Origin of the sequence: Streptomyces angustmyceticus (assembly GCF_019933235.1) — a bacterium.
Taxonomy (GTDB): domain Bacteria; phylum Actinomycetota; class Actinomycetes; order Streptomycetales; family Streptomycetaceae; genus Streptomyces; species Streptomyces angustmyceticus.
Map to the genome: position 1 here is coordinate 340,323 of NZ_CP082945.1, position 22,943 is coordinate 363,265.

Below are 22,943 nucleotides of genomic sequence, written 5' to 3' on the forward strand. Positions count from 1 at the left end.
GGAAATGCCTGCCGCTCTCCGCCCTCGACCACCGGCCGGGGAGCGGGTAGCGTCCACGCCCCGCGGTCCGCCGGCGCGTGGGAAATCCATTGATCGATCCCGATGTACATCACTTCTCGTGGGGGGAAGCCATGCCGAAAACCGCGGTCATCACCGGAATCACCGGACAGGACGGTTCCTATCTCGCCGAATTGCTGCTCGGCAAGGGCTATGAGGTGCACGGGCTGATGCGACGCTCGTCGAGCTTCAACACCGAGCGCATCGACCACATCTACCAGGACCCGCACACCCCGGACCGCAGACTGGTGCTGCACCACTGCGACCTCTCGGACGGGGTCGCCCTGGTGAACCTGCTGCGCGATGTACGGCCCGACGAGGTCTACAACCTCGGGGCCCAGTCCCATGTCCGGGTCTCCTTCGACGCTCCGCTGTACACCGGCGACGTGACCGGGCTGGGCGCCGTACGACTGCTGGAGGCCATCCGCGCCAGCGGGGTGCAGACCCGGCTCTACCAGGCCTCGTCCTCGGAGATGTTCGGCTCCACCCCGCCTCCGCAGAACGAGGCGACGCCCTTCCACCCGCGCAGCCCGTACGGCTGCGCCAAGGTCATGGCGTACTGGTCCACGGTCAACTACCGCGAGGCGTACGGCCTGTTCGGGGTGAACGGCATCCTCTTCAACCACGAGAGCCCGCGGCGGGGCGAGACCTTCGTCACCCGCAAGATAACCCGCGCGGTGGCCCGCATCCAGGCAGGTCTGCAGGAACACCTCTACCTGGGCAACCTCGACGCCGTCCGCGACTGGGGCTACGCCCCGGAGTACGTGGAGGCCATGTGGCTGATGCTCCAGCGGGACGAGCCCGACGACTACGTGGTGGCGACCGGTGTGGCGGCGACCGTGCGCGACTTCCTGCAGGCCGCGTTCGCCACGGTCGACCTGGACTGGGAGCGCTATGTGCGCTTCGATGCGAAGTACGAGCGCCCCTCCGAAGTGGACGCGCTCATCGGCGACGCGTCCAAGGCCAAGAGCCTGCTGGACTGGTCGGCGAAGGTGCAGTTCGACGAACTCGCCCGGATCATGGTCGAGTCGGACGTGCGGCAGCTCACGGACGAACTCTCCGGCCACCGGGTGCGGGTGGACCGATGACGGCTCCCGCCACCGACCGCCGGCTGAGCGGCTTCAGCGGCGCCGGCTACGACAAGGGCCGGGGGCTGCTGACCCAGGCCGCCTGGTTCGCCGTGCTCAACCTCGTGTTCATGAAGTGGTGGTTTCCGCCGCGGCTGCGGCCCCCGCTGCTGCGGGCGTTCGGCGCCCGGGTCGGCGAACGGGTGCTGATACGGCACCGGGTGCGGGTGCAGTGGCCGTGGAAGCTGACGGTCGGCGACGACGTCTGGGTCGGCGAGGACTCCTGGCTGATCAACCTGGAGCCGATCACCATCGCGAGCGACGTGTGTGTCTCCCAGGGTGCCGTGCTGTGCACCGGAAGCCACCAACGGCGCTCACCCACCTTCGAGTTCGACAATGCGCCGATCCATCTGGCGGAGGGGTCCTGGGTGGCCGCCCGCGCCATGGTGCTGCGCGGCGTCACCGTCGGGGCGGGCGCGGTGGTCGGCGCCGGCGCGGTGGCCCACCGCGATGTGCCGCCGGGCGTCGTGCACACCACCGGGGGTGCGGCATGAGGATCACCCATGTGGTGACCCTGGTCAGCGACGACGGGGCGTACGGCGGTCCGGTGAGCGTGGCGACCGGGCAACTGGGCGAACTGGCCTCGCGCGGCCACGAGGTGGAGCTGGTATCGCTGTGGCGGGGGCGGGGCGCGCCCCCGCGGTCGGTGGACGGGGTGCCGCTCCGTGCCCGGCCGGCCCGCACCCTGGTACCGGGGCAAGGGTTCCTCGGTCTGTTCCACCCGGGGCTGGTGCCGCTGCTCTGGCGGAGCGTCGGCCGGGCCGAGGCACTGCATCTGCACGCCGGGCGCGATCTGGTCTCGCTGGCCGCGCTCGCGGTGGCCGCGGTGCGCCGCCGCCCGTTCGTGGTGCAGACACACGGCATGGTCCAGCCTCGTGGCTCGATGGTGGCCCGGCTCTTCGACCGGGTGTACGTTCCGCTGCTGCGCCGGGCGGCGGCGGCCCTGGTCCTCACCGACGAGGAGGAGGCCGGGCTGCGCCGGGTGCTGGGGCCGCGCGGGCCGCGCCTGGTCAGGCTGCCCAACGGGGTCCGCGCCCGGCCCGGCGCCGCGGACCGGAGCGAGACGGACGTGCTGTTCCTCGCCCGGCTGCAGAGCCGCAAACGGCCCGAGGCGTTCGTCCGGATGGCGGCGCTGGTGCACCGCAAGCGGCCCGAGGTGTCCTTCACCCTGCACGGTTCGGACGAGGGGCGGCTCGCGGAGGTCCGGCGGCTGATCGCCGAGGAGGGGCTCGGCGAGGTGGTGACGTACGGCGGGGCCCTCGATCACGACGCCGCCGTGCGGCGGACCGGGCGGGCCACGGTCTACGTCCTGCCCAGCGTCGACGAGCCGTTCCCGATGAGCGTGCTGGAGTCCTTGGCGGTGGGCACGCCGGTGGTCTGCACGGACAGCTGCGGGATCGCCCCGGCCCTTCGGCAGCGCGAGGCCGCTCTCGTGACCGACGGTTCGCCGGAGCAGCTGGCGGACGCGGTGCTGCGGCTCCTGGAGGACCGTCCGCTGCGCGAGCGGGTCACCCGCGCGGGCCGGGCGGCGCTCGAGGCGGAGTTCTCGCTCGCCGCCGTCACCGACCGGCTGGAGGAGCGGTACGCCGCCCTCCCGCGGCCCGGATCCAGATGAGGCGGGGCGGCGGGGACGGTCACCGCCCCCGCCGCCTCCGGCTACCGGCCGTTCCGCGCGGTCCGCAACAGGGCGGTGATCCGCTCCAGCCCGGCCCGGCTGCTCAGCCGCTGCTCGACGTACTCCGGACCGCGGGCCCCGAGCCGGGCCGCCCGCCCGGGGTCGTCGGCGAGCGCCCTGACCTCCGCGAGCAGCGCCTTCGGGTCCTCCGGCGCGATCACCGACCCGGCGCCCGAGCGCAGCACCTCCTGGGCGGTGCCCCCTTCGGCGGCCACCGAGGCGATCACCGGCCGGCCCGTCATGAAGTACGAGGTCAGCTTGGACGGCAGGCTCATGTCCAGCACCGAGGCCTTCTGGGTCACCGCGAGCACATCGGCGGCGGCGAGCACCTCGGGGAACTCCGCGGTGTCGGCGGGCGGCAGGAAGGACAGCGAGGGGACGCCCGCGGCGAGCCGTTGCAGGTGGGCGCGCTGGTTGCCGTCGCCCATCAGCACGAACCGTACGGGCGCGGACTCCTGGCCGGCGAGCCGGGCGGCCTCGACCAGGACCTCCAGGCCCTGTTTCAGGCCCATGTTGCCGGCGTGCAGGACCACGGTCTCCCGGTCGGACCAGCCCAGCCGCTCCCGGGTCCGCTCCCGGTCGCCGCTCGGGCCCCGCACATGCGTCCAGTTGGGCACCACATGCACCCGGGAGCGGGGCACGCCCATCGCGGTGACCCGGTCCACGAACGACTCGTGCACCACCCCGACGACGGCGGCTCCGCGCAGGACCCTGGCCTCCACCGCACCGGCGAGGGCGGCGGCCCGGCCGCCGCCCTGGATGCCGCTCTGTTCGGCGGCGGCCCCCATCAGGTCCTGGACGACCACGACATGGGGCACCCCCGCCTGCCGTGCCAGGCGTCCGCCCAGCACTCCCCCGGCCAGGCTGGGCATCTGGGTGAGCACCACGTCGGGGCGGATGCGCGGTGGTGCCACGGCGCCGTGCGCCAGGATGCTGGCCTCGAACAGCGCCCGGCGCAGGGCGGTCTGACGCGGCGGCACGGTGTGGCGCCTGCGGTGCACCGTGACCCCGCCGCGGCGCTCGCGTATCCGCCATCGGCCGCGGTAGCCCTCGGCCACCCGCCAGGCGGGGTAGTGCGGCATGCCCGCGAGGACATGGGTGTCGGCTCCGGATGCGGCGAGGTGCTCGGCGATCTGTGTCGAGTACGGCCCTATGCCGGTGTGTTCGGGCGCGTAGTTGGTGGAGACCACCAGCACACACCGGCCCGCGAACGAGTCTTCCAAGACTGGCCCCCCTCTGGATGTGCGGTCATCGTAGGAGCCCGCCGGGACCCGCGGGCTGTGAATTGCGTTGCGATTGTGTCCCGAAGGCGACCTTGTTTTCCCGATGTCCCTTAGATTGTGGTCGCTGATGGGGAGTTGGGGGGAGGTGGGTCGATGACGTACGGGAAGCGCCCGGGCGCCGCGGCTCCGGTGCGGGGCATCGCCGCACTGTGCTGCTGGGCGCTGCTGCTGGTGGTGCTGCTGCCGGTGCTGATCCTGCAGTCGACGGACGCCCGCTTCGGCGCCGCGCTCGCCCTGCAGTGTGTGGTGGTGGTGCACACCGGTGCGGCGCTGGCCCGGGTGCTGACGGATGTCCGGGCGCGGCTGATCGCCTTCGGTTTCTGGCTCTTTTCCTACGTCTGGCTGGGGCTCGCACCACTGGCCATGCTCGCGACGGACGCGTATCCGCGGGGATTCATGGTCGACGCGAACACCGCGTTCCTGACAACTGCCGTGGTGGAGGCGGGACTTCTGGCCTACAGCGGGGGTTCGGCGCTGGCGTCCTGGCGGTCGGCGCGCTCCTCCGTGGCCCTCGAACCGCTCCTGGCCCGCCGGCTGTCGCCGGTGCGGGTGCTGCTGCTGTGCGGCGCCGCGCTGCTGCTGGCCGTCGCGCTCATTCCCGGCCAGGGCGGGCTGTCGGCGTTCTTCCTCAGCCGGCAGGCGGCCAACGAGGCGGCGGCAGCGGCGGAACCGGCCGCGTCGGCGGACCGGGCCATGGCGGCCTGGTTGCTGTCGGTACCGGCGTTCTGGGCGCTGGTGGCGCTGGTGCACGTACCGCGGTTCTCCGCGGGCGACCGGACCCTGCGCGGATTACGCTGGCTGCTGCTGCCGTTGCTGATCGCGGTGAACGTCGTGGTCAACAACCCCATCAGCCAGCCGCGTTTCTGGGCCGGTACGGTCCTGCTGGCGCTGGTCTTCAGCGCGTCCTGGCTGCGCGGGCCGCGGGCCTTCCGCTTCGGCGCGGCGGCCGTGGCGGCCGTGGTGCTGGTGGTCTTCCCGTACAGCGACTACTTCCGCTACGACAAGCGCGAGCCCGTCCATGTGGTCTCGCTCGCCGAGCAGTTCACCTCCAACGGCGACTACGACGCCTTCCAGCAGGTCGAGACGGGTGTGGACTACGTCCGCACGCACGGCTTCACCCCGACGGCCGCGCTGGGGCCACCGCTGTTCTTCGTGCCGCGCGCCGTCTGGCCCGGCAAGCCCGACGACGCGGGCATCCTGCTCGCCCGGCACGCGGGCTACACCTTCACCAATCTGTCCGCGCCGCTGTGGGTCGAGACCTATATGTGGGCCGGCTTCCCGTCGGTCATCGCCGTCTTCGGCCTGATCGGCGCGGTGGGACGGCGCATCGACCACCTACGGCACCGGCTGCGGCGGCAGCGCGGCACCCTCGCGGCACTGGTGGTGCCCGCCTTCGGCTTCTACCAGCTGGTGTTGCTGCGCGGCAGTCTGATGGCCATCGTGGGACCGCTCGCCCTGCTGGTGTGCATCCCGCTGCTGATCACCCGTAAACCGGGACGGCGGGTCCTGCCGCCGTCCGCACAGGAGTCCGCGTGCGCACCGACGTCCTCGGAGCACCGCGCCGCCTCACCTCTACCCACAGGAGGAGCACGTACGTGAGCGTCTTCGACGAGCCTGCGGAGGAGCCGGACCAGATCCGTGACCAGCTGCGGCAGCTCTTCCGGTATCGCGCCCTGCTCGTACTCGGGCTGGTACTGGGCATGCTCGGCGGTGGCGCCGTGTCCCTGCTCGGCGGCTCGACCTATACGGCGACCGGTGAGGTCGTGGTGCATGCGATCAGTACGGCGCCGTTCGAGGCCGGCGGGGTCTCGGTCGACAAGCAGATCAGCATGGGCACCGAGCGGCAGATCGCCCAGAGCGCCTCGGTGGCGGCGGGCGCGGCCAAGGCCCTGAAGCTGGACACCGACCCGGCCAAGCTCCAGCGGGATCTGCGGGTGAGCAATCCGCCCGAGACCCAGACCCTGATGTTCGAGTACAGCGCGGACACCGCGGACCGGGCGTCCGCGCTGGTCAACGCCTTTGTGCACGCGTACCTCGACTACCGTCAGGACGCCGCGACCCAGCGGATCGACAAGACCGTCAGCAAGCTGGGCACGGAGCTGAAGCCGCTTCAGGAGCAGCGCAAGGTGCTGGACCGGCGGATCGCCGGGGCCAGCGGGTCCGGTCGGGCCACCGACGAGTCCGAGCGCAGCAACCTGGTGTCGGAGATAGCGGATCTGCAGGGGCGGATCTCCAGCCTCAAGTCCCTCGACACCACTCCCGGCGACATCGTCCGCAAGGGCGACCCGCCGGCCTTCCCCTCCAGCCCCGGTCTCACCCTGCTGCTGCTCGCCGGCGCCGTGATCGGTCTGGTGCTGGGCATCCTGGCCGCCTGGGTCCGCTCGGTGCTGGAGCCGCGGGTCCGGTCGGTGGCGGATGTGCAGGACAACCTGCGGGCGCCGGTGCTCGGTATCCTGCCGCGCCGCCAGGGGGGTGCGGAGCTGCTGGAGGTCGGCCGGGGCGGCCGCGGCAACCGCGCCGAGGCCTACCGCACGATCGCCTTCCGGCTGGTGCACGACCACCGGTTCGCCGGGCGGGGCAGCCTGCTGATCGTCGCCCCGCGGGAGAACGCCGACGCCGTCTCGGTCGCGGTCAACCTGGCCGCCGCCTTCGCCGAGATCGGCAACGACATCCTGCTGGTCGAGGCGGATCTGCGCACCCCCCGGGTCGCCCAGCGGCTGCCGGTGCGCCCCGGCCACGGCCGGCCGGTGCCGGGCAGCTGGGCGGAGGGCGAGCGGCTCACCGTGGACGCCGGAGTCGACGGGCGCTTCGACCTGCTGCCCGGCCGGGAGGTGCCCAACCCGGCGCGCACCCTGTCCTCCCCGCAGTTCGCCCGGCTGCTCGACACGCCGTCGGGGCCGAACGAGAACGTCGTGGTGTTCACGGGTCCGCTGCTGTCGCACGCGGACGGGCTGGCCGTCGCCAAGCAGGCCGCGGGCGTCGTGGTGGTCTGTGATCTGAACGAGGTCCGCCGGGACGACCTGGACCGGGTGTGGGAGCTGATCACCACGGCCGGCGGGCACATCCTGGGTGCCGTCCTGGACAAGGGCAGCCACGGTCCGGCGCTGCGCCGGCTGTCGGACGGCGGGCCCACCCACCGCAAGCGCGGCCGGGGCCGGGGGCGCGCCGCCGTGGCGCCGCCGCCCGCGCTGCCCGGACCGCCGCCGCCCGCCGCCGGCCCCACGCCGGCGCCCCGAGGGCCCCTCGACGCCGACACCACCTCGCTGCGCAGGTGACGGCCATCCGTCCGGCGGGCTCCGGCCGGCCCGCGCCGACGGCCCCCGGGCCGTCCGCGGGCGGCGGGCGCGGGGTCGCCACGACCGCCCGCGGCAGTCTCTTCGGCCTGGCCGGCTCGGCGGCGAACGCGCTGTTCGGGTTCGTGCTCGTCGCCGTCGTCACGCATGGGCTGGGGGCCCGCGGGGCCGGTGCGGTCTTCACCGGGGTCGCGGCGTTCACCATCCTGAGCAACGCGCTGAAGCTGGGGGCCGACACCGCCCTGGTCCGCTTCGTCTCCCGCGACCTCGAACTCAGCGGCGGGGGCGGGGTGCCGGGGCTGCTGCGCATCTCGGTGCTGCCGACGCTGCTGGCGAGCGCGGCGGGGGCGGCGGTCCTGGTGTGCTCCCCGGGCCTTGCCGGGCTGCTGCTTCCCGAGCTGGATCCGGGGCAGGCCGCCGCGCTGATCCGGCTGTTCGCGGCGTTCCTGCCGGTGACGACGGTGGCGCTGGTGCTGCTCGGGGCCACCCGCGGGTACGGCTCGGTGGTCCCGTTCGTGGGCGTGGAGCAGATCGGCAAGCCGCTGCTGCGGGTTCTTCTCGCGGTGCCGCTGGTCCTCCTCGCGCCGAGTGTGGGCGCGCTCTCGGCGGCCTGGCTGGTGCCGGGGGTGCTGGGTCTGGTGGCCGCCTGCGTCTCGCTGCGCGGGTCCCGCCGGACGCATCCCGGTACCGGCCGACCGCCGCCGCAGGCAGGGGAGTTCTGGGCGTTCGCCGGTCCGCGGGCCATCTCGTCGGTGTTCGACATCACCGCGGTGTGGATCGGCGTGCTCCTGCTGTCGGCGCTGGGCACCGCGGCCGAGGCCGGCGTCTACACCGCGATCGGGCGGCTGGTCACGGCGGGGACGCTGCTCCAGTTGGCGATCCGGCTGGCGGTGGCACCGCAGATCAGCCGGCTGCTCGCGGGCGGCGACGCACCCGGCGCGCACCATCTGCACCGGCTGTCGACCCGATGGATCGCGCTCTTCTCCTGGCCGGTGTTCCTGGTCCTCGCCGGCTACCCGCGGACCGTGCTGTCGCTGTTCGGGCCGGGCTTCTCCGGCGGCGCGGCGGGCCTGGTGGTGCTGGCGGCGGCCTGTCTGGTCAACGTCGGTGTGGGCAACGCGCAGACGGTCATCCTCATGGCCGGGCGGAGTGTCTGGAATCTGGCTGTCGCGGGGGCCGCGTTCGTGGTCCAACTGGGCAGCGCCGTATGGCTGGTTCCGCGCTACGGGGTGCTGGGCGCGGCGGTCTCCTGGGCGCTGGCGATCGTGGTGGACAACGGCGCGTCGGCGCTGCTGGCCCGCTACCGGCTGGGTTTTCGCACCGTCGACCGCGGCTATGTGTGTGCCGCGCTGGTCGGCCTCGGGTCGGTGGCGCTGCCGGTGTGCGCCGTGCGGACGCTATTCGGCGACAGCGTTCCTGGTCTCTTCTTGGGAATTGTTTTGTCGATTGGGGCTTTCGGGGCCGCCGTCTGGCGCTATCGTTTGCCGCTGGGGGTAGGGGAGTTCTTCGGGGCGCTACGCAAGCGTGGTTCGGAAAACTCGCGATGAACAGTGGGCTCATTTCCGCACAGAAATCGCCTCGTTCCCGCGTCCTACCCCGACAATTCCCATCGCGCCATGCTTCCAGGGGGGACCTGTGCGCCAAAGAAGCAGATCTGTCCATCTCTTGCTCGCCGCCGCGGTACTCGGTACCGCGTCGACGGCGCTTTCCGCCGGTCCCGCTCAGGCCACCGGTGAGACCACACTGACCGCCGATCCGCTGAGCACCTGGCAGACCGACGGCATCGTGTGGGCCATGGCCTACGCCAAGGGCATCGTGTACGTAGGAGGCACTTTCAGCCACATTCGGCCGCCGGGTGCGGCCCAGGGCACCGGTGAGGTCGCCCGGACGAACTTCGCGGCCTTCGACGCGAAGACCGGCCAGCCGCTGCCGTGCGCCCCGGCGTTCACCGGCGGCACGGGCACCATCCGGGCCATGAAGGCCGCGCCCGACGGTTCGAAGATCTACATCGGCGGCTCGTTCGGGAAGGCCGGCCCGGTGGGGCGGTCCAACACGGCCGCGCTCAACACGTCCGACTGCACCATCGGGGCGGACTGGCAGCCGACGGTCAGCTCGACCGTGCGGGCCATCGACGTCACCGACGACACCGTCTACATCGGCGGCGGCTTCGGCACCGTCCAGGGTCAGACCCGCGAGCGGGTCGCCGCCCTGCGGCCGGACGGCACCCTGCTGCCGTTCAAGGCGACGATCCGGGGTTCCTCGGTCGGCAACGACCCCACCCCGGCGGTCAACGCCCTCACGGTCGCGCCCAAGCTCAACAAGATCATCATCGGCGGCCGGTTCACCTCGGTGAACGGCAGCCTCTTCGGGGTGCACGCGCTCGCCGGGCTCGATGCCACCACCGGCCGGGTCGTCAACTCCTTCACCGGCTGGATCCCCAACCGCTCCGCGGTCAAGGCCCTGGTCAACGATGGGACGAACTTCTACCTGGGTGCCGAGGGCACCGGCGGCGGGGTCTTCGACGGCCGCGCGGCCGGCCGGCTGTCCGACGGCGCGCAGTTGTGGAAGGACACCTGCCTGGGCGCCACCCAGGCGGTGCTGCCGTACAAGGGCGTGCTCTACAGCGGTTCGCACGCGCACGACTGCTCCGACACCCCGGGCGGGTTCACGGACATCAACAACCGCCAGCACTTCCTGGCGCAGTCGATCTCCGACAAGACGATCCTGCCCTGGTTCCCCGACACCAACGACGGGATCGGCGAGCAGATCGGTCCGCGGGCGCTGACCATGGCGGACGGTGTCCTGTGGGCGGGCGGTGAGTTCACCACCGTCAACGACGCACCGCAGCAGGGCCTGACCCGGTTCGCGGCGGCGCCGGACACCGGGGCGCCGCAGGTTCCGCTGCTCAGCGGGGCGAGCGGCGCGCGCGGCCGGATCACGCTCAACTGGAAGGCGTCATGGGACCGGGACAACGGCGTCCTGACCTACGAGATCTACCGTGACGGTGAGTACCTGACCTCGCTCAACCAGGACTCGCGCTACTGGAACCGGCCCAACATGAGCTTCACGGACACCGTGGAGCCCGGGTCCCAGCACCGTTACTCGATCGAGGTCACCGACGGCACCAATGTCTCGGGCCGCAACGGCCCGGTCTATGTGACCGCCAGGAACTGACCGCAGGGCAAGTGGGGGGTAAATGACACACCGAGTAGGTTACGCACCCGGGGTCTACGACCTTTTCCACGTCGGACACCTCAATATTCTCCGGCACGCCAAAAGCCAGTGCGACTATCTGGTGGCCGGTGTGGTGTCGGACGAAATGGCTGCCCAGGCCAAAGGAAAGGCACCGGTGATTCCGCTCGCCGAGCGGCTGGAGATCGTACGCAGCGTCAGGTTCGTGGACGCGGCGTTCGTCGAGACGGTGCCCGACAAACTGGAAACCTGGCAGCAGGTGCGTTTCGACGCCATCTTCAAGGGCGACGACTGGCGGGGGACGCCCAAGGGCGACAAGCTCGAACGGGATTTCGCGACGGTCGGGGTCGATGTGGTCTATTTCCCCTACACCGTGCACACGTCGAGCTCCTTGTTGCGCGAGGTGCTCGACGGGCTCGCGAATTCGGCGTGATCCCGCGGGGGTGACGCCGCGCGGTACCCGGGCAGCGCGCCCGGGTACCCGGTCCGTCCCCGGCCCTCAGCGGCCGGGGGCGGACAGTTCGCGGTACCACTTGACCAGGAACGCCACCATGAAGAGCAGATGGGCGACGAGCAGACCGCAGTACAGCGCCAGGAACACCTCCCGGCTGCCGAACAGCAGGAACATCGCGCAGAACACGCCGTAGTCGACGAACAGCAGCGCCACGGCGCGCAGCGGGGAGACCGCCGCCGCGGGCGCCGGCCCGTGCGCACCGGCCTTCTGCCGTGCGGCGCGCTTGAGTTGCTCGGTGAGGATGCCACCGAAGAAGACCATCACCGCCGCGAACTGGAAGACGACCGGAACGAGATACCAGCGGGGGTCGGAGAATCCGAAGTAGCGGTGGAACGAGAGCAGTACGGCCATGTGCAGAGCCAGCATCTTGGCGCAGTCGACCACATGGTCCAGCCACTCCCCCGCCGCGCTGCCGGTCCCGGTCAGCCGGGCGAGCTGCCCGTCGGCGGAATCGAGGGCGAAACCGAGGACCAGGGCCGCGAAAATCCCGGCCGCCACGGCCGGAGAGGGCCGCAGCGTGGCTATCATCACCACCCCGGCAAAGGTGAACACCGCGCTGATCATGGTGACTTGATTGGGCGTCAATTTCAGGGTGTAGCCCGCGGCGGCCAGCACCCGGCCGGCCGGCCGGTTCACATAACGCGAATACAGGGACACCCCCTTCGCGGATTTCTGGGCCGCCGACAGCTGTCTGATCGCATAACCGAACTGGCTCATGTCCCCCACCTGATGAATGGACCCCCGAAGGAGCAACATCATGGCAGGCACGACCTCCCCGTCAACCGGTGGCGCCACCCGCCGGTCCCTCCTGGCGGGCTCCGCCGCCGCGCTGGCAGCCGCCCTCACCGGGTGCGACTCCGCGTCGCCCCCTGCCACCCGGCAGTCCACCGATGACGCGAAAGCGCCGGTGGTCACCGGCCACAAGCCCAAGGGCAAGGACGTCATCGACGTGGTGGCGGACTTCGGCGCCAAGGGCGACGGGCGCACCGACGACAGCCGGGCCTTCGCCCGCGCGTACGCGTACGCGGCGCGCCGGGTGTGGGACCACGTCGGCCGGACCGTGATCGACGTGCCGGCCGGCACCTACCTGATCCGCTCCCCCAACGCCCTGCTCGACGCCCGGGGCGGCAAGCTCAAGGCGAACGGTTTACGGTTCCGCGGGGCCGGCAAGCGCATGACCCAGCTGCTCTTCGCGCCGCGCCGGGCCGACAACGCCTATCTGTGCCGCAACGAGGACAGCTGGGCGAACGTGATGTTCGAGCAGATGGGCTTCGCCGCCGCGACCCCCGGCGCCTCGTTCTTCTACTCGTACTCGACCGGCCAGGCGCAGGACTACCGCTTCACCGAGTGCGAGTGGACCGGCGAGTGGACCTACGGGGTCGCCCTCGACGGCAGCAACACGAACTCGGAGATGCGCTGGGACGCCTGCCGGGTGGGGGGCGCCTACCGCAAGGCGTTCCTGTACTCCGGGCTGTCGCAGAAATCGCTGAGCCGCCCGCAGCAGGACCAGTTCCTCAACTACTGGTTCAACGACATGAAGGTCGAGTACGCCTGGGGCAACTTCCTGGAGTTCCCCTACGGCGGCTCCATCACCTGCCGAGGCGGCTCCTACATCGTCACAGGACGCCGCCCCGACGACTCCGGCGACTACGGGCGCACCAGCACCTTCTTCCGTTTTCCGCGCGGCCCGCACCACGACTCCGTCCAGCGCTTCCACGCCGAGGACATCCGCTTCGAGGTGCGCGACCCGGACACCGTCGTGATCGACTGCGCCTGGGACAGCGGGACGGTGCACTTCAACGACTGCGACGACACCGCCCAGGCGTTCAAGTCCTTCGCCCAGGACAGCAGCCCCCACCGCTACCGCGTCGGCGCCCAGGGCCCGCTGGTGCGCTACGACTCGTGCCAGCTGTCCGGGCAGCACGCCTACGCGGCGGAGAGCGGCGGGTCCGGGCCCCGGGCCCGCTACGACATGTGCCGCTTCCGCAACCACGCCCAGCAGGACTTCATCAAGGGCTCGGCGGACCGGGTGTCGTTCGTGGACTGCCTGGGGTCCTGAGCGGGCCGCCTGCGGTGGCGGGCGCGGGGGCTCCGGCCCGGCCCGGCGCCCGGCTGCCGACGGTGATCAACGGCACACGTACTGGTCAGTAGCATTCTGCTCGTGCGGGCCTAGAGTGAGGGCCGAACGGCGCCGCCGGACCCCCGGCGGCACTCCCGCCCTCCGAGCCGACCAGGGAGACTGCATGCGCTCTCCGAAGGACTTCTTCCGCCCGCTGGCCGTCGGGGCGCCGACACCGGTACGCGAGGTACCGTTCCGGCCGTCCCGGATGATCCACTTCTTCGATCCGGGCAACGAGAAGATGACCGCGAAGGTGCCGTCCATCGCTCCCACCGTGGACGTCCTGCTCGGCAACCTGGAGGACGCGGTCGCCGCCGACCGCAAGGAAGCGGCCAGGTCGGGCCTGGTGAAGATCGCCAAGGCCACCGACTTCGGCGACACCCAGCTGTGGACGCGCATCAACAGCCTGGACTCGCCCTGGGCGTTGGACGACCTGCTGACCCTGGTCACCGAGATCGGCGACAAGCTGGACGTCATCATGGTGCCGAAGGTCGAGGGCGCCGAGGACATCCACTACGTCGACCGGCTGCTCGCCCAGCTGGAGGCGAAGGCGCGGGTCCAGCGGCCGATCCTGGTCCACGCGATCCTGGAGACCGCAACCGGCGTCGCCAACGTCGAGGAGATCGCCGGCGCCAGCCCCCGGATGCAGGGCATCTCGCTCGGCCCCGCCGACCTCGCCGCCAGCCGCCGGATGAAGACCACCCGGGTCGGCGGCGGCCACCCCGGCTACCTGGTCCGCGAGGACCCGCACGGCGCGGACGGCGCCGCGCCGCGGGCCACCTTCCAGCAGGACCTGTGGCACTACACCCTGGCGCGGATGGTCGACGCCTGCGCGGCGCACGGCATCCTCCCGTACTACGGCCCGTTCGGCGACATCAAGGACACCACCGCCTGCGAGGACCAGTTCCGCAACGCCTTCCTGCTCGGCTGCGTCGGCGCCTGGAGCCTGCACCCGGTGCAGATCGGCATCGCCAAGAAGGTCTTCTCGCCCGCTCCCGCCGATGTCGCCTGGGCCCGCCGGGTCATCGAGGCGATGGGCGACGGCACCGGCGCGGTGATGATCGACGGCAAGATGCAGGACGACGCCACGTACAAGCAGTGCCAGGTGGTCGCCGAACTCGCCGATGCCCTCGCCGCCCGCGACCCCGAGCTGCGCGACGCCTACGCCGCGGCCGAGAAGGAGTGAGTCCCGTGTCCGACGCGATCCTGCGGCCGCGCCGCTCCGTGCTGTACATGCCCGGCGCCAACGAACGCGCGCTGGAGAAGGCCAAGTCCCTGCCCGCCGACGCGCTGATCCTCGACCTGGAGGACGCCGTCGCCCCCGACGCCAAGGCCGACGCCCGCGAACGGGTCGCGGCCGCCGCGGCCTCCGGCGAGTACGGCTACCGCGAGGTGACGATCCGGGTCAACGCGCCCGGCACCGCCTGGCACGCCGACGACCTCCGGGCCGCCGCCGAGGCCGGTCCGGACGCGGTGGTGGTGCCCAAGGTGGAGTCCGCCGAGACCGTGCGGGAGGTCGAGCGCGCGCTGGAGGCCGCCGGCGCCCCGGACCACACCGCCCTGTGGGCGATGGTCGAGACGCCGCGCGCGATGCTGGACGCCCGTGCGGTGGCCGCGGCCGGCGAGCGGCTGACCGTGCTGGTGATGGGCACCAACGACCTGGCCAAGGAGCTGCACGCCGAGCACGTGCCCGGCCGGGCGCCGCTGCTGACCGGGCTGTCGCTGGCGCTGCTGGCGGCCCGTGAGAGCGGCAAGGTCATCCTGGACGGCGTCTACAACGACGTGAAGAACCCCGAGGGGTTCGAGGCCGAGTGCGTCCAGGGGCGGCAGTTCGGCTTCGACGGGAAGACGCTCATCCATCCGTCCCAGGTCGAGCCCTGCAACCGGGTGTTCGCCCCGTCGGCGGAGCAGATCGCCCGCTCCCGGAAGATCATCGACGCGTTCGACGAGGCCACCCGCGAGGGACGCGGCGTCGTCACCGTCGACGGCCGGCTGATCGAGAACCTGCACGTCGAGGACGCCCGCCGGATCCTCGCGCTCGCCGAGGCGCTCGACGGGCGCGGTTAGGGCCGCGGCCGTCCAGGGCCCCGTCCAGGGCCGTCCCGGTGAATCCCATAATCGGACAGGGTGAATATGTGAGGCGGGCCGCCGCTCCTGCTAGGTCGGTGCGGGCATCCGGGATACCAACGTCCGGGGACCATCGATGAGGTGCAGGAGCACACTGTGAAGAACACGGCACGCGTCAATTTCGTGATGGCAGGCGCCTGCGGCCTGCTCCTGGCCGCGGGCGGGGCCGCGCCCACCCCGGCCTGGGCCGGGTCGAGCGGCGACGGGGTCTCGAACAGCGACACCGTCGCCCGCTTCGACGCCAGGTTCCACTGCGGGCCCCGGGCCAGGTTCTGCGTCAACGGGCCGGTGCTCAGCGGAAACCCCGGGCGTGCGCAGAACGTCTATGTGGGCGGCTCCAACAGCAACAGCGGCAGCCCGAAGAACAACAACGGCAACACCAACGACGACAGTGGCGGCACCACCGGCGCCGCGAAGAAGTCCAGCAACAACATGCAGCACATCGGCCACCACGGCAGCCAGAAGCTGTGACGGCACACTGATCCGCACCGGCCCCGCGGCCAGGGGCCGGTGGGATGCCGACGCGGAAACGACGATCGCCCGGCGGAGTTCCGCCGGGCGATCGTGTGCGGGCCTTCGGACGTACCGGGTCCGTCGGCGCCGGGCCTCCGGATCAGTGCAGGAGCAGACCCCCGAGGATCCGCTGCACGTTGTTGAAGCTCCCCGTGGACGCACCCGTGACGGAGTTGGCGCCGTTGGTGGTTCCGTTCGTGTTGGAGAGATTGCCGCTGTTGTTCGGGTTTCCGTGGTTGATGAAGTTGCCGCTGTTGAGGCTGTTGCCGCTGTTCACCGGCCCGTTGATGCAGGCGTGGGGCGAGGCGAGCACCGGCGACTTGTAGTGGACCTGGCCGAGGCGGTTGTTGCAGACCACGCCCTGGACCGTGCCGGTCACGCTGCCGACATCGGCGTCCGCCACCGCCGAGAGCAGGGACTCCGGAATCGTCACCGCCTGGGCGACCCCGCCGCCCAGCAGCACCAGCCCGCACGCCCCGACGACACTTCCCGCCCGCACAATTCTTCTCACGACGCTCCTCGCCTCTTCAACCTTGCGCTGCCAGTCGTATCGTGCTGCCGTCGTCGGCCCGCACCGTCGTTCAACCCGCTGGGAGCAAACGCCCGTCGGCCACAATCAGCCGGGTGGCCCAACAATCCGCACGACTGCGCGGACCCGTTCGGGCCCTTCCGGCGCTCCGGTGTGCGCGGGCGGGGGCGGCCGGCGTCTCTAGGTGGCGCTGTGCGGATGGCAGGCCGTGGCCGAACGCGGCGGCCAGGTCTGGGGGTCGAGGATGCCCAGGACGTAGGCGCGGGCGACGAGGGCGGGTCTGGTCGGGGCGTCGAGGAGGTCGCGCAGCCGGCTGAGGTGGTAGTCGACGGTCTGCCGGGAGAGGTGCAGGGACGTGGCGATCTCCGCGTTGCTGCGGCCGGCGGCCAGCAGGGACAGGATGCGGACCTGGCTGGCGGTCAGCGCGGGGTGGGCCTCATGGGCGAGGCCGTGGTGGGTGACGACCGCCCAGACGCTGGTCGCGCGGTGCGCGCTCCGGCCGACCGTCGTCAGGTGCAGCCGGGCGCGGCGCTGCCGGCCACGGGCGTCGAGGAAGAGCGCGGAGGTCTGGATCCGCCGGCTGCGGCGGGCTATCAGATCGTGCCAGCCGCGCCGTAGCGCTCCTAACTCCGGGGCGGGGGCCAGCAGCGTGTGGGCGCGGCGGCCGACCAGGTCCGAGAGGCGGGTCTGCAGCAACTCCGCGGCCGCCGCGCTCGCCTGCTGGATCCGTCCGCCCGCGGAGACCAGGGCGCAGGCCAGTCCGCTGTGGTCGCGCAGCGCGTGCAGGTTCTCCTCGGCCTCCCGGCGCTGGCGCAGCGCACGGGTGTAGTCGCTGATGTCGACGTAGATGCCGGCGACACAGGTCTGGCCGCCTTCCCTGACGGGGAAGCGGTGGCCGACGGCCTGCCCGCTGGTGCCGTCGGCACGGTGGTAGGTCAGGGTGTGCCGCACGGGTTTGCCGCGGGCGAGCACCTCCTGGTCCAGGGCGAGGACCTGCGAGGAGTCGGCGGGGCCGTCGATGTCCGTGACGTACCCGCCGATGACGTGTTCCGGTGTGGTGCCGTAGAGGTGGGCGTAGGCGTGGTTCGCCCAGACGTAGCGGCCGCTGCCGTCCCGGATGAAGGCCGCGGCGGGGGCGAGGTCCGCGAAGGCGTCGTAGCGGCGGGCGGCGGGGGCGCGCGCGGCGACCTCCACCGCCAGCCCCCGGGAGCGGCCCTGCCGGGGCACGCCGAGGGGCCAGTTCACATCGAAGACACGACCGTCGAACTGGGCTTGCCAATGGCTGGATTCCGGTGCTGCGGCCGGCTCGGTGAGCTCGCTTCGTACGGCGTCGAGGAACCGCTGGGCCGTCCCCGTGTCGTCGAAGGCACCACCGCCGCTGTCGATCACGCGCAGCTCGCGGTCGGCCTCCCACCAGGACACCGGGAGGTGTTCGAGCAGCGACTTCAAACTGGTCTCGTCCACGACGGGCCCCTTTTGTGGTGAAGAGTTCAATGGTTTTGGACGGCGCGCCATGGCCAATAGGTATCCCCCAGCGTCGCGCGACATGCCCGGTTCTCGGCCGATCTGGCGCGTCCGCGCACCTCGCGGCCCGTACAGCCGCCATACGGCATCACGGAACCTTCACCGTTGATCAACGGGTTCCACAACTCTGGCATTTGCCTGAGCGGTTGCGGCCCGATGCGGGGAACCGTGAGCCGCACGGCTGTTTCGCTTGAAGCACGGCGTCCGGATGTGAGTTCCGGGCGTCCTCGGCCGTTTGGTCCATACCCGTATGAAGAGGAGTCGGATTCCAGTGAGCAAGGTGCTGTTCGTGTATGCCAAGGGCGGTCCGCCCTTGGGGTACGCCCTGTCACGGGTCGCCGCACGGTCGGCAGTGCACCTGCTGGCGCTCAGCGCGCTCCCGCCCACCGTGGCCGCGTCCGCCGACCGGCTGTGCGCCTCAGTGCTGAGCCCTTCCGAACCCGAACGGCGCGACCTGGTGTCCCTGATCGTCTCCCGGGCCCAGGCGGTGGGCGCGGACGCGGTCGTCACCTTCTCCGAGTACGCGGTCGTCGCCATGGCGGAGGCCTGCGAGAAGCTCGGCCTCGCCGGTGCCGGCGGCAACTGCGCACTCGCCCGCGACAAGAGGATGATGCGTCGCACCTGGCAGGAACAGGGCATATCCCAGCCCCGGTTCCGCCCCGTCGCCACCGAGCAGGATCTGCACGACGCGGCCGCCGCGCTGCGCTTCCCCCTGCTGCTCAAGGCCGCCTGGAGCGCCGGCTCCACGGCCCACCGGACCCTCCGCCGCCCCGACGAGGTGCCGGCGGCCTGGGCGCGGGCGCGGGAGGTGATGGCCGAATCCGCGCAGCTGGGGTACGCCGAACTCCATGTGGCCGATGCCGGGGCGGACTTCCTCGTGGAGGAGATCGTGCAGGGCACCGCCTCGGAGTGGTTCGACCAGGAGGGCTGGGGCGACTACGTCAGCGTCGAGGGCGTCGTCGTGGACGGCGACTTCCGCCCGGTGTGCCTGAGCGGGCGCATGCCGACGGTGGAGCCGTTCACCGAGCGCGCCGGCATCACCCCCGCGGCGCTGCCGCACGACGCCCAGCGGCGCATCGTCGCCCTCGCGCGCGACGCGGTCGACGCGCTGGGGCTGCGCAACTGCGGTACGCACACCGAGATCAAGCTCGGTGCCGACGGGCGGATGTGGGTGATCGAGACCGCCGCCCGGTTCGGCGGGGCGATGACCGTCCCGCAGATCGAGGAGGTCTTCGGCCTGGACCTCATCGGCATGCTCACCGACCACCTGCTGGGCCGTGAGGTCTCCTGGCCCGCCGAGGCCCGCACCCCGCAGGAGGCGGACGGCGCGGCCGGGTCGCTGGTCGTCCTGGCCGTCGACGGCGCCGGTGAGGCGTGGCCCGACCGGCGCCTGTGGGACTTCCCGACCGTGCGCGAGGCGGTGCCCGTCAGCGCGGGCAGCCGGCTGTCCGTGGTGGCCGAGAACTCGCTGCCGGACGGGACGCTGGTGCCGGTGTACGACCCGGCCGCGGGCGCCAACACCATGGCGGCGCTGTGTCTGCTGTCGGCCGCCGACCCGGAGACCGTGATCCGCGACTTCCGGACCCTGGTGGACGCCCTCCCCAAGGTCCTCCCCCACGGCACCACGGAGGCACAGTCATGACCACCACCGTCCTGCCCTCCGGCGCGCCGGGCCCGGTCACCGACCGCACCGTCGTCGGCGAGAACCTCTCCCTGCCGCTGTTCCGCACCCTCTCCGGCGTCCTGGCCGGCCACCCGTACCTCAAGGTCGTGGTGGACCGCGTCGAGAACACCTGGCACCTGCTGGACACCGCGGCCCACCCGTTCCACGTCAACTACATCGCCACCCGCGTCCTCGGCATGGAACTCGCCGACCTGGACTCCTGCCTGGACGCGTTCAACGCCTCGGTCTACATGGACCCCGAGCGCCGCTTCCTGCTGGGTGTGCTCTCGCTGCACACCGACGAGGACACCGAGGGCCGGGAGCGGCCCTTCCTGGTCCTGGAGACCACCGAGGCCGACACCATGAACGGCCGGCTGCTGGAGGAGTTCTACACCTTCGTCCGCCACCGGGTCGACGGCCGGCTGCCGGTGCTGCTGAAGCCGGCGAACCACGGCCAGGAGCACGAACTCGCCGCGATCAGCGACGTCCACGTGCCGCGCATCCTGGGCCACGAGCTGTTCGGCAACCGCACCCGTACCCCGCTCAACATCGGCGAGGCCGTCGGGCGGCTGCGCTACTTCCGCACCCCGGAGGAGTACGCGGCCGAGGCCGACGGGCTCGGCTGGTCCGACATCGTGGCCATGGCGTCGCTGCCGGACGACGTGCCGCGGGTGGCGGGCTTCCTCAACACCGCGCCGGGGACGCCGCTCTCGCACACCAATGTCCTCGCCTCCGGCTGGGGCATCCCCAACGCGATCGTCCGCGACCTGGACCGGCTCGTGGAGGCGGACGACCTGGACGGCGCCTGGGTGCGCTACCGGGTGCAGGACGACGAGATCAGCCTGGTCCCGCTGGCGCACGTCCCGGCGCTGGACGCCCCGGCCTGGCACCAGCAGCGCATCCGGATGGAACCGCCGCTGCTGGAGGACGTCCCCGCGCTGTTCCTGCACCGGCTGCGCCGCGCCGACCAGGACCGGTACGGCACCAAGGCGGCCAACCTCGGGGAGCTCCACCACGTCCTCGACAGCCGCTCCGCCGACCTGACCGCCTTCTACGGGCAGCCGCGGCCGCCCCGCAACGACCTCTACGGCCACCTCGCGGCCCGGCTCGGCGTCCCGGACGCGTCGGGGGCCGAACTGCGGGACCTGGCCGCCGACTTCGTGGCCGGCACCATCGCCGCGCCCGACGGCATCGCCCTGCCCTTTGCCCTCCAGCACCGCTTCCTGACCTCCTCGGCGGCCGTGCAGCAGGGCCTGGGGAAGCTCAAGATGGCCCTCGAACTCGACGCCGTCGATGTCCTGGACGCGCTGTGCCTGCACCTCCAGCAGCTCATCCGCAACACCCCCATGCCCGACGAGGTGACCCGGCAGATCACCCAGGCGCTGCCCGACGGCCCGGACGGGCAGCGGCTCGTGGTGCGCTCGTCCTCCAACGCCGAGGATCTGCCCGGCTTCTCCGCGGCCGGCGTCTACGACTCGGTCAGCACCGTGCACGGCGAGGAGGAACTCCTGGACGCGGTGCGCCAGGTGTGGGCCTCTCTGCTGTCGCCGCGCAGCGTCCGGCTGCGCCACCAGGCGGGCATCTCCCTCGACGACACCTACATGGGCGTGATCATCCAGCGGTATGTGCCGGCGGACCTCGGCGGGGTGCTGGTGACCTGCAACCCGACCCGGCGCACGGACTTCCGCAATGTCTACGTCAACTGCTCGCCCGGCTCGCCCGAGACCGTCGTCGACGGCACCACGCTGCCGCTGCAGTACCTGTACAACACGGTCGAGGGCGGCGGCCGCACCGTCGCGCTCGGCTCGACCGGCAAGGACCTGCCCGTCGCCACCCGGGACAAGCTGGCCCGGCTGGCCCTGACCGGACGGCTGCTGCAGTCCCACTTCAGCGACAGCGACGTGGACCATCCGCTCGACATCGAATGGCTGATGACCGATCAGGGGGACTTCCGCCTGGTCCAGATCCGCCCCTACGCGCTGTGATCCGCCCGTTCAGCGGCCTGCGGGCCGTCCGTGGCCCCCGGGGCCCGGGCGCGTCCCTGACCCCGCGGGCCCGCCGGATCATCCGCCTCAACAACGGCTTCCAGCTGCTGTTCAACCTGTTGTGGTGGATGCCGGTCTTCTACGCCTACCAGCGGGAGGCCGGGCTCTCCGACGGGCAGATCTTCGGCATCCAGAGCATCTACTACATCGCGTTCTGCCTCTTCGAGATCCCGACCGGGCTGGTGGCCGACCGGATCGGTGCCCGCAACTGCCTGCGGGCCGGTGCCGTCGTGATGACCGCGGCGAACCTGGCCCCGGTCCTCTCCCCCAGCTACACCGGCTTCCTGGTGCACTTCCTGGCCATCGCCGCCGGCCGCTCGCTGACCTCCGGTGCCGCCAGCGCCTACCTCTACGACGGCCTGGCGGCCGAGGGCGCGGGAGAGCACTACCTGAAGGCCGAGGGGCAGGCGCGGGCGCTGGGGCTGGCCGCGAAGGTGCTGTGCTGGCCGCTGGTCGGCCCGCTGATGGCCCTGGCGCACCCCACGCCGTATCTGCTGAGCGCCGCGAGCGCGGCCGGCTCGCTCGTCTGCGCCGTGGTGCTGCCGCGGCACGTCGCGCCCGCCGGCCGGGACCGGGCCGGGCAGCCGGCGCGCGGCGGGCTCACGTTCCTGCGCGACGCCGGCACGGCGCTGCGCTGTGTGTGGGCCACGCCGTGGCTCGCCCTGCTGATGGTGCAGGGCGTGGCCGTCTTCACGCTCTCGCGGATCTGCCAGGTCAACCTCTTCCAGCCGGTGCTGCTGGACCACGGCATCCCGGAGGGCTCGCACGGCGGTGTGCTGGCCGCCATGACCGTCGCGGAGGCGGTGGCCTCGGCCCGTCCGCAGTGGCTCGGCTCGCGGCTGTCGCCGGTGGCCTGGGTCTCGCTGCTCAGCCTCGCGATGGCGGCCGCGCTGGCGGGCAGCACGCTGGGCGGTCCCTGGACCGTGATCGCCCTGCTGTGCGTGTTCGCCGCGGTCACCGGCTTCGCCTATCCGCTGCAGCGCAAGCTGGTGAACGACGCCATTCCGGCGGGTGCGCCGCGGGCCACCCTGCTGTCCGTCGAGAGCATCGTGGACCGGGCCGTGTGCGCGCTGGCGGCCGTGGCGGCCGGCGCCTACCTCTCGGCGGGCCGGCTGGACGTGCTGCTGTGGCACAGCGCGGTGGTGACCGGCGTGGTGATGCTGGTGCTCCAGCTGGTCCTGCGGCGCGTCCCGGGGCGGCCCCGCAAGCCGCAGGCCGGCGAGCCGGTCCCCGAGCTGGTCACCACGGCAGGAAACCCCTGAGGGTCGCCGTCATACTGGGG

The 22,943-nt window shown here is 71.9% G+C and carries 19 protein-coding genes; 15 read left to right on the forward strand and 4 right to left on the reverse strand.

Annotated elements, in window-relative coordinates; genetic code table 11:
* Nucleotides 1–131 precede the first annotated feature (131 nt).
* Genes gmd through K7396_RS01530 form a run of 3 tightly spaced genes read left to right on the forward strand, consistent with a single transcriptional unit; the run spans nt 132 to nt 2,799 of the window.
* Nucleotides 132–1,145 (forward strand): GDP-mannose 4,6-dehydratase, encoded by a 1,014-nt coding sequence (gene gmd / locus K7396_RS01520; protein WP_086716447.1) that lies wholly within the window; start codon nt 132–134, stop codon nt 1,143–1,145.
* Nucleotides 1,142–1,678 carry an LbetaH domain-containing protein gene (locus K7396_RS01525; protein WP_086716448.1) on the forward strand — a complete coding sequence of 179 codons (537 nt, stop codon included), beginning with the start codon at nt 1,142–1,144 and terminating at the stop codon, nt 1,676–1,678. Before gmd ends, K7396_RS01525 begins: the two co-directional genes overlap by 4 nt.
* Complete coding sequence (locus K7396_RS01530; RefSeq protein ID WP_223659559.1) at nt 1,675–2,799, forward strand: glycosyltransferase; 1,125 nt, start codon at nt 1,675–1,677, stop codon at nt 2,797–2,799. Before K7396_RS01525 ends, K7396_RS01530 begins: the two co-directional genes overlap by 4 nt.
* 41 nt (nt 2,800–2,840) lie before the next feature.
* Here the strand turns inward: K7396_RS01530 and K7396_RS01535 are convergent, their stop codons facing one another.
* Nucleotides 2,841–4,049 (reverse strand): glycosyltransferase, encoded by a 1,209-nt coding sequence (locus K7396_RS01535; RefSeq protein WP_086716471.1) that lies wholly within the window; start codon nt 4,047–4,049, stop codon nt 2,841–2,843.
* A 186-nt stretch (nt 4,050–4,235) separates the two neighbouring features.
* Between K7396_RS01535 and K7396_RS01540 the strand changes: the two genes are divergently transcribed.
* From K7396_RS01540 to K7396_RS01560, 5 genes are all read left to right on the forward strand, one after another.
* The gene (locus K7396_RS01540; RefSeq protein ID WP_174886814.1) at nt 4,236–5,741 is read left to right on the forward strand and encodes a hypothetical protein; all 1,506 of its coding nucleotides are present in this window, start codon (nt 4,236–4,238) and stop codon (nt 5,739–5,741) included.
* Entirely contained in the window at nt 5,738–7,417 is a 1,680-nt protein-coding gene (locus K7396_RS01545; protein WP_086716449.1) for a polysaccharide biosynthesis tyrosine autokinase, read from the forward strand. Before K7396_RS01540 ends, K7396_RS01545 begins: the two co-directional genes overlap by 4 nt.
* Complete coding sequence (locus K7396_RS01550; RefSeq protein ID WP_086716450.1) at nt 7,414–8,982, forward strand: oligosaccharide flippase family protein; 1,569 nt, start codon at nt 7,414–7,416, stop codon at nt 8,980–8,982. The genes K7396_RS01545 and K7396_RS01550 overlap by 4 nt, the downstream gene beginning before the upstream one ends.
* Before the next feature lie 118 nt (nt 8,983–9,100).
* The gene (locus K7396_RS01555; protein WP_086716451.1) at nt 9,101–10,609 is read left to right on the forward strand and encodes a PQQ-binding-like beta-propeller repeat protein; all 1,509 of its coding nucleotides are present in this window, start codon (nt 9,101–9,103) and stop codon (nt 10,607–10,609) included.
* Between the two features lie 22 nt (nt 10,610–10,631).
* Entirely contained in the window at nt 10,632–11,060 is a 429-nt protein-coding gene (locus K7396_RS01560) for an adenylyltransferase/cytidyltransferase family protein (protein ID WP_086716452.1), read from the forward strand.
* Nucleotides 11,061–11,126: 66 nt separating this feature from the next.
* Here the strand turns inward: K7396_RS01560 and K7396_RS01565 are convergent, their stop codons facing one another.
* Nucleotides 11,127–11,858 (reverse strand): CDP-alcohol phosphatidyltransferase family protein, encoded by a 732-nt coding sequence (locus tag K7396_RS01565; protein ID WP_086716453.1) that lies wholly within the window; start codon nt 11,856–11,858, stop codon nt 11,127–11,129.
* Nucleotides 11,859–11,898: 40 nt separating this feature from the next.
* On the opposite strand from K7396_RS01565, the gene K7396_RS01570 reads away from it, so the two are divergent.
* From K7396_RS01570 to K7396_RS01585, 4 genes are all read left to right on the forward strand, one after another.
* Nucleotides 11,899–13,200 (forward strand): glycosyl hydrolase family 28-related protein, encoded by a 1,302-nt coding sequence (locus K7396_RS01570; RefSeq protein WP_086716454.1) that lies wholly within the window; start codon nt 11,899–11,901, stop codon nt 13,198–13,200.
* Between the two features lie 184 nt (nt 13,201–13,384).
* On the forward strand, nt 13,385–14,446 hold the full coding sequence (locus K7396_RS01575; RefSeq protein ID WP_086716455.1) for an HpcH/HpaI aldolase/citrate lyase family protein: 1,062 nt from the start codon (nt 13,385–13,387) through the stop codon (nt 14,444–14,446).
* A 5-nt stretch (nt 14,447–14,451) separates the two neighbouring features.
* Nucleotides 14,452–15,327 carry an HpcH/HpaI aldolase/citrate lyase family protein gene (locus tag K7396_RS01580; RefSeq protein ID WP_263295704.1) on the forward strand — a complete coding sequence of 292 codons (876 nt, stop codon included), beginning with the start codon at nt 14,452–14,454 and terminating at the stop codon, nt 15,325–15,327.
* Between the two features lie 141 nt (nt 15,328–15,468).
* Nucleotides 15,469–15,858: a hypothetical protein gene (locus tag K7396_RS01585; RefSeq protein ID WP_308686888.1), complete on the forward strand. Its 390-nt coding sequence runs from the start codon at nt 15,469–15,471 to the stop codon at nt 15,856–15,858.
* Nucleotides 15,859–16,000: 142 nt separating this feature from the next.
* Here K7396_RS01585 and K7396_RS01590 read toward each other — a convergent pair whose 3' ends face one another.
* Both K7396_RS01590 and K7396_RS01595 read right to left on the reverse strand, forming a co-directional pair.
* A complete protein-coding gene (locus tag K7396_RS01590) occupies nt 16,001–16,399 on the reverse strand; it encodes a hypothetical protein (RefSeq protein ID WP_086716457.1) in 399 nt (132 codons plus the stop codon).
* Nucleotides 16,400–16,609: 210 nt separating this feature from the next.
* Nucleotides 16,610–17,893, reverse strand: a complete 1,284-nt coding sequence (locus K7396_RS01595) for a helix-turn-helix transcriptional regulator (protein WP_086716458.1) — start codon at nt 17,891–17,893, stop codon at nt 16,610–16,612.
* A gap of 331 nt (nt 17,894–18,224) precedes the next feature.
* Here K7396_RS01595 and K7396_RS01600 point away from each other — a divergent pair, with 331 nt between their 5' ends.
* The 3 genes from K7396_RS01600 to K7396_RS01610 are packed head-to-tail and all read left to right on the forward strand — an operon-like array spanning nt 18,225 to nt 22,923.
* Nucleotides 18,225–19,595, forward strand: coding sequence for an ATP-grasp domain-containing protein (locus K7396_RS01600; RefSeq protein ID WP_086716459.1), 1,371 nt, complete (start codon nt 18,225–18,227; stop codon nt 19,593–19,595).
* Nucleotides 19,592–21,601 carry a PEP/pyruvate-binding domain-containing protein gene (locus K7396_RS01605; RefSeq protein WP_086716460.1) on the forward strand — a complete coding sequence of 670 codons (2,010 nt, stop codon included), beginning with the start codon at nt 19,592–19,594 and terminating at the stop codon, nt 21,599–21,601. Before K7396_RS01600 ends, K7396_RS01605 begins: the two co-directional genes overlap by 4 nt.
* Complete coding sequence (locus tag K7396_RS01610; RefSeq protein WP_223659560.1) at nt 21,598–22,923, forward strand: MFS transporter; 1,326 nt, start codon at nt 21,598–21,600, stop codon at nt 22,921–22,923. The genes K7396_RS01605 and K7396_RS01610 overlap by 4 nt, the downstream gene beginning before the upstream one ends.
* Nucleotides 22,924–22,943: the final 20 nt, after the last annotated feature.

Bases quoted from the DNA above. Each gene is read 5' to 3' on its own strand.
- K7396_RS01530 (WP_223659559.1), top strand. From the start codon at position 1,675: ATGAGGATCACCCATGTGGTGACCCTGGTCAGCGACGACGGGGCGTAC.
- K7396_RS01540 (WP_174886814.1), top strand. From the start codon at position 4,236: ATGACGTACGGGAAGCGCCCGGGCGCCGCGGCTCCGGTGCGGGGCATC.
- K7396_RS01565 (WP_086716453.1), bottom strand. From the start codon at position 11,858: ATGAGCCAGTTCGGTTATGCGATCAGACAGCTGTCGGCGGCCCAGAAA.
- K7396_RS01560 (WP_086716452.1), top strand. From the start codon at position 10,632: ATGACACACCGAGTAGGTTACGCACCCGGGGTCTACGACCTTTTCCAC.
- K7396_RS01605 (WP_086716460.1), top strand. From the start codon at position 19,592: ATGACCACCACCGTCCTGCCCTCCGGCGCGCCGGGCCCGGTCACCGAC.
- K7396_RS01575 (WP_086716455.1), top strand. From the start codon at position 13,385: ATGCGCTCTCCGAAGGACTTCTTCCGCCCGCTGGCCGTCGGGGCGCCG.
- K7396_RS01525 (WP_086716448.1), top strand. From the start codon at position 1,142: ATGACGGCTCCCGCCACCGACCGCCGGCTGAGCGGCTTCAGCGGCGCC.
- gmd (WP_086716447.1), top strand. From the start codon at position 132: ATGCCGAAAACCGCGGTCATCACCGGAATCACCGGACAGGACGGTTCC.
- K7396_RS01570 (WP_086716454.1), top strand. From the start codon at position 11,899: ATGGCAGGCACGACCTCCCCGTCAACCGGTGGCGCCACCCGCCGGTCC.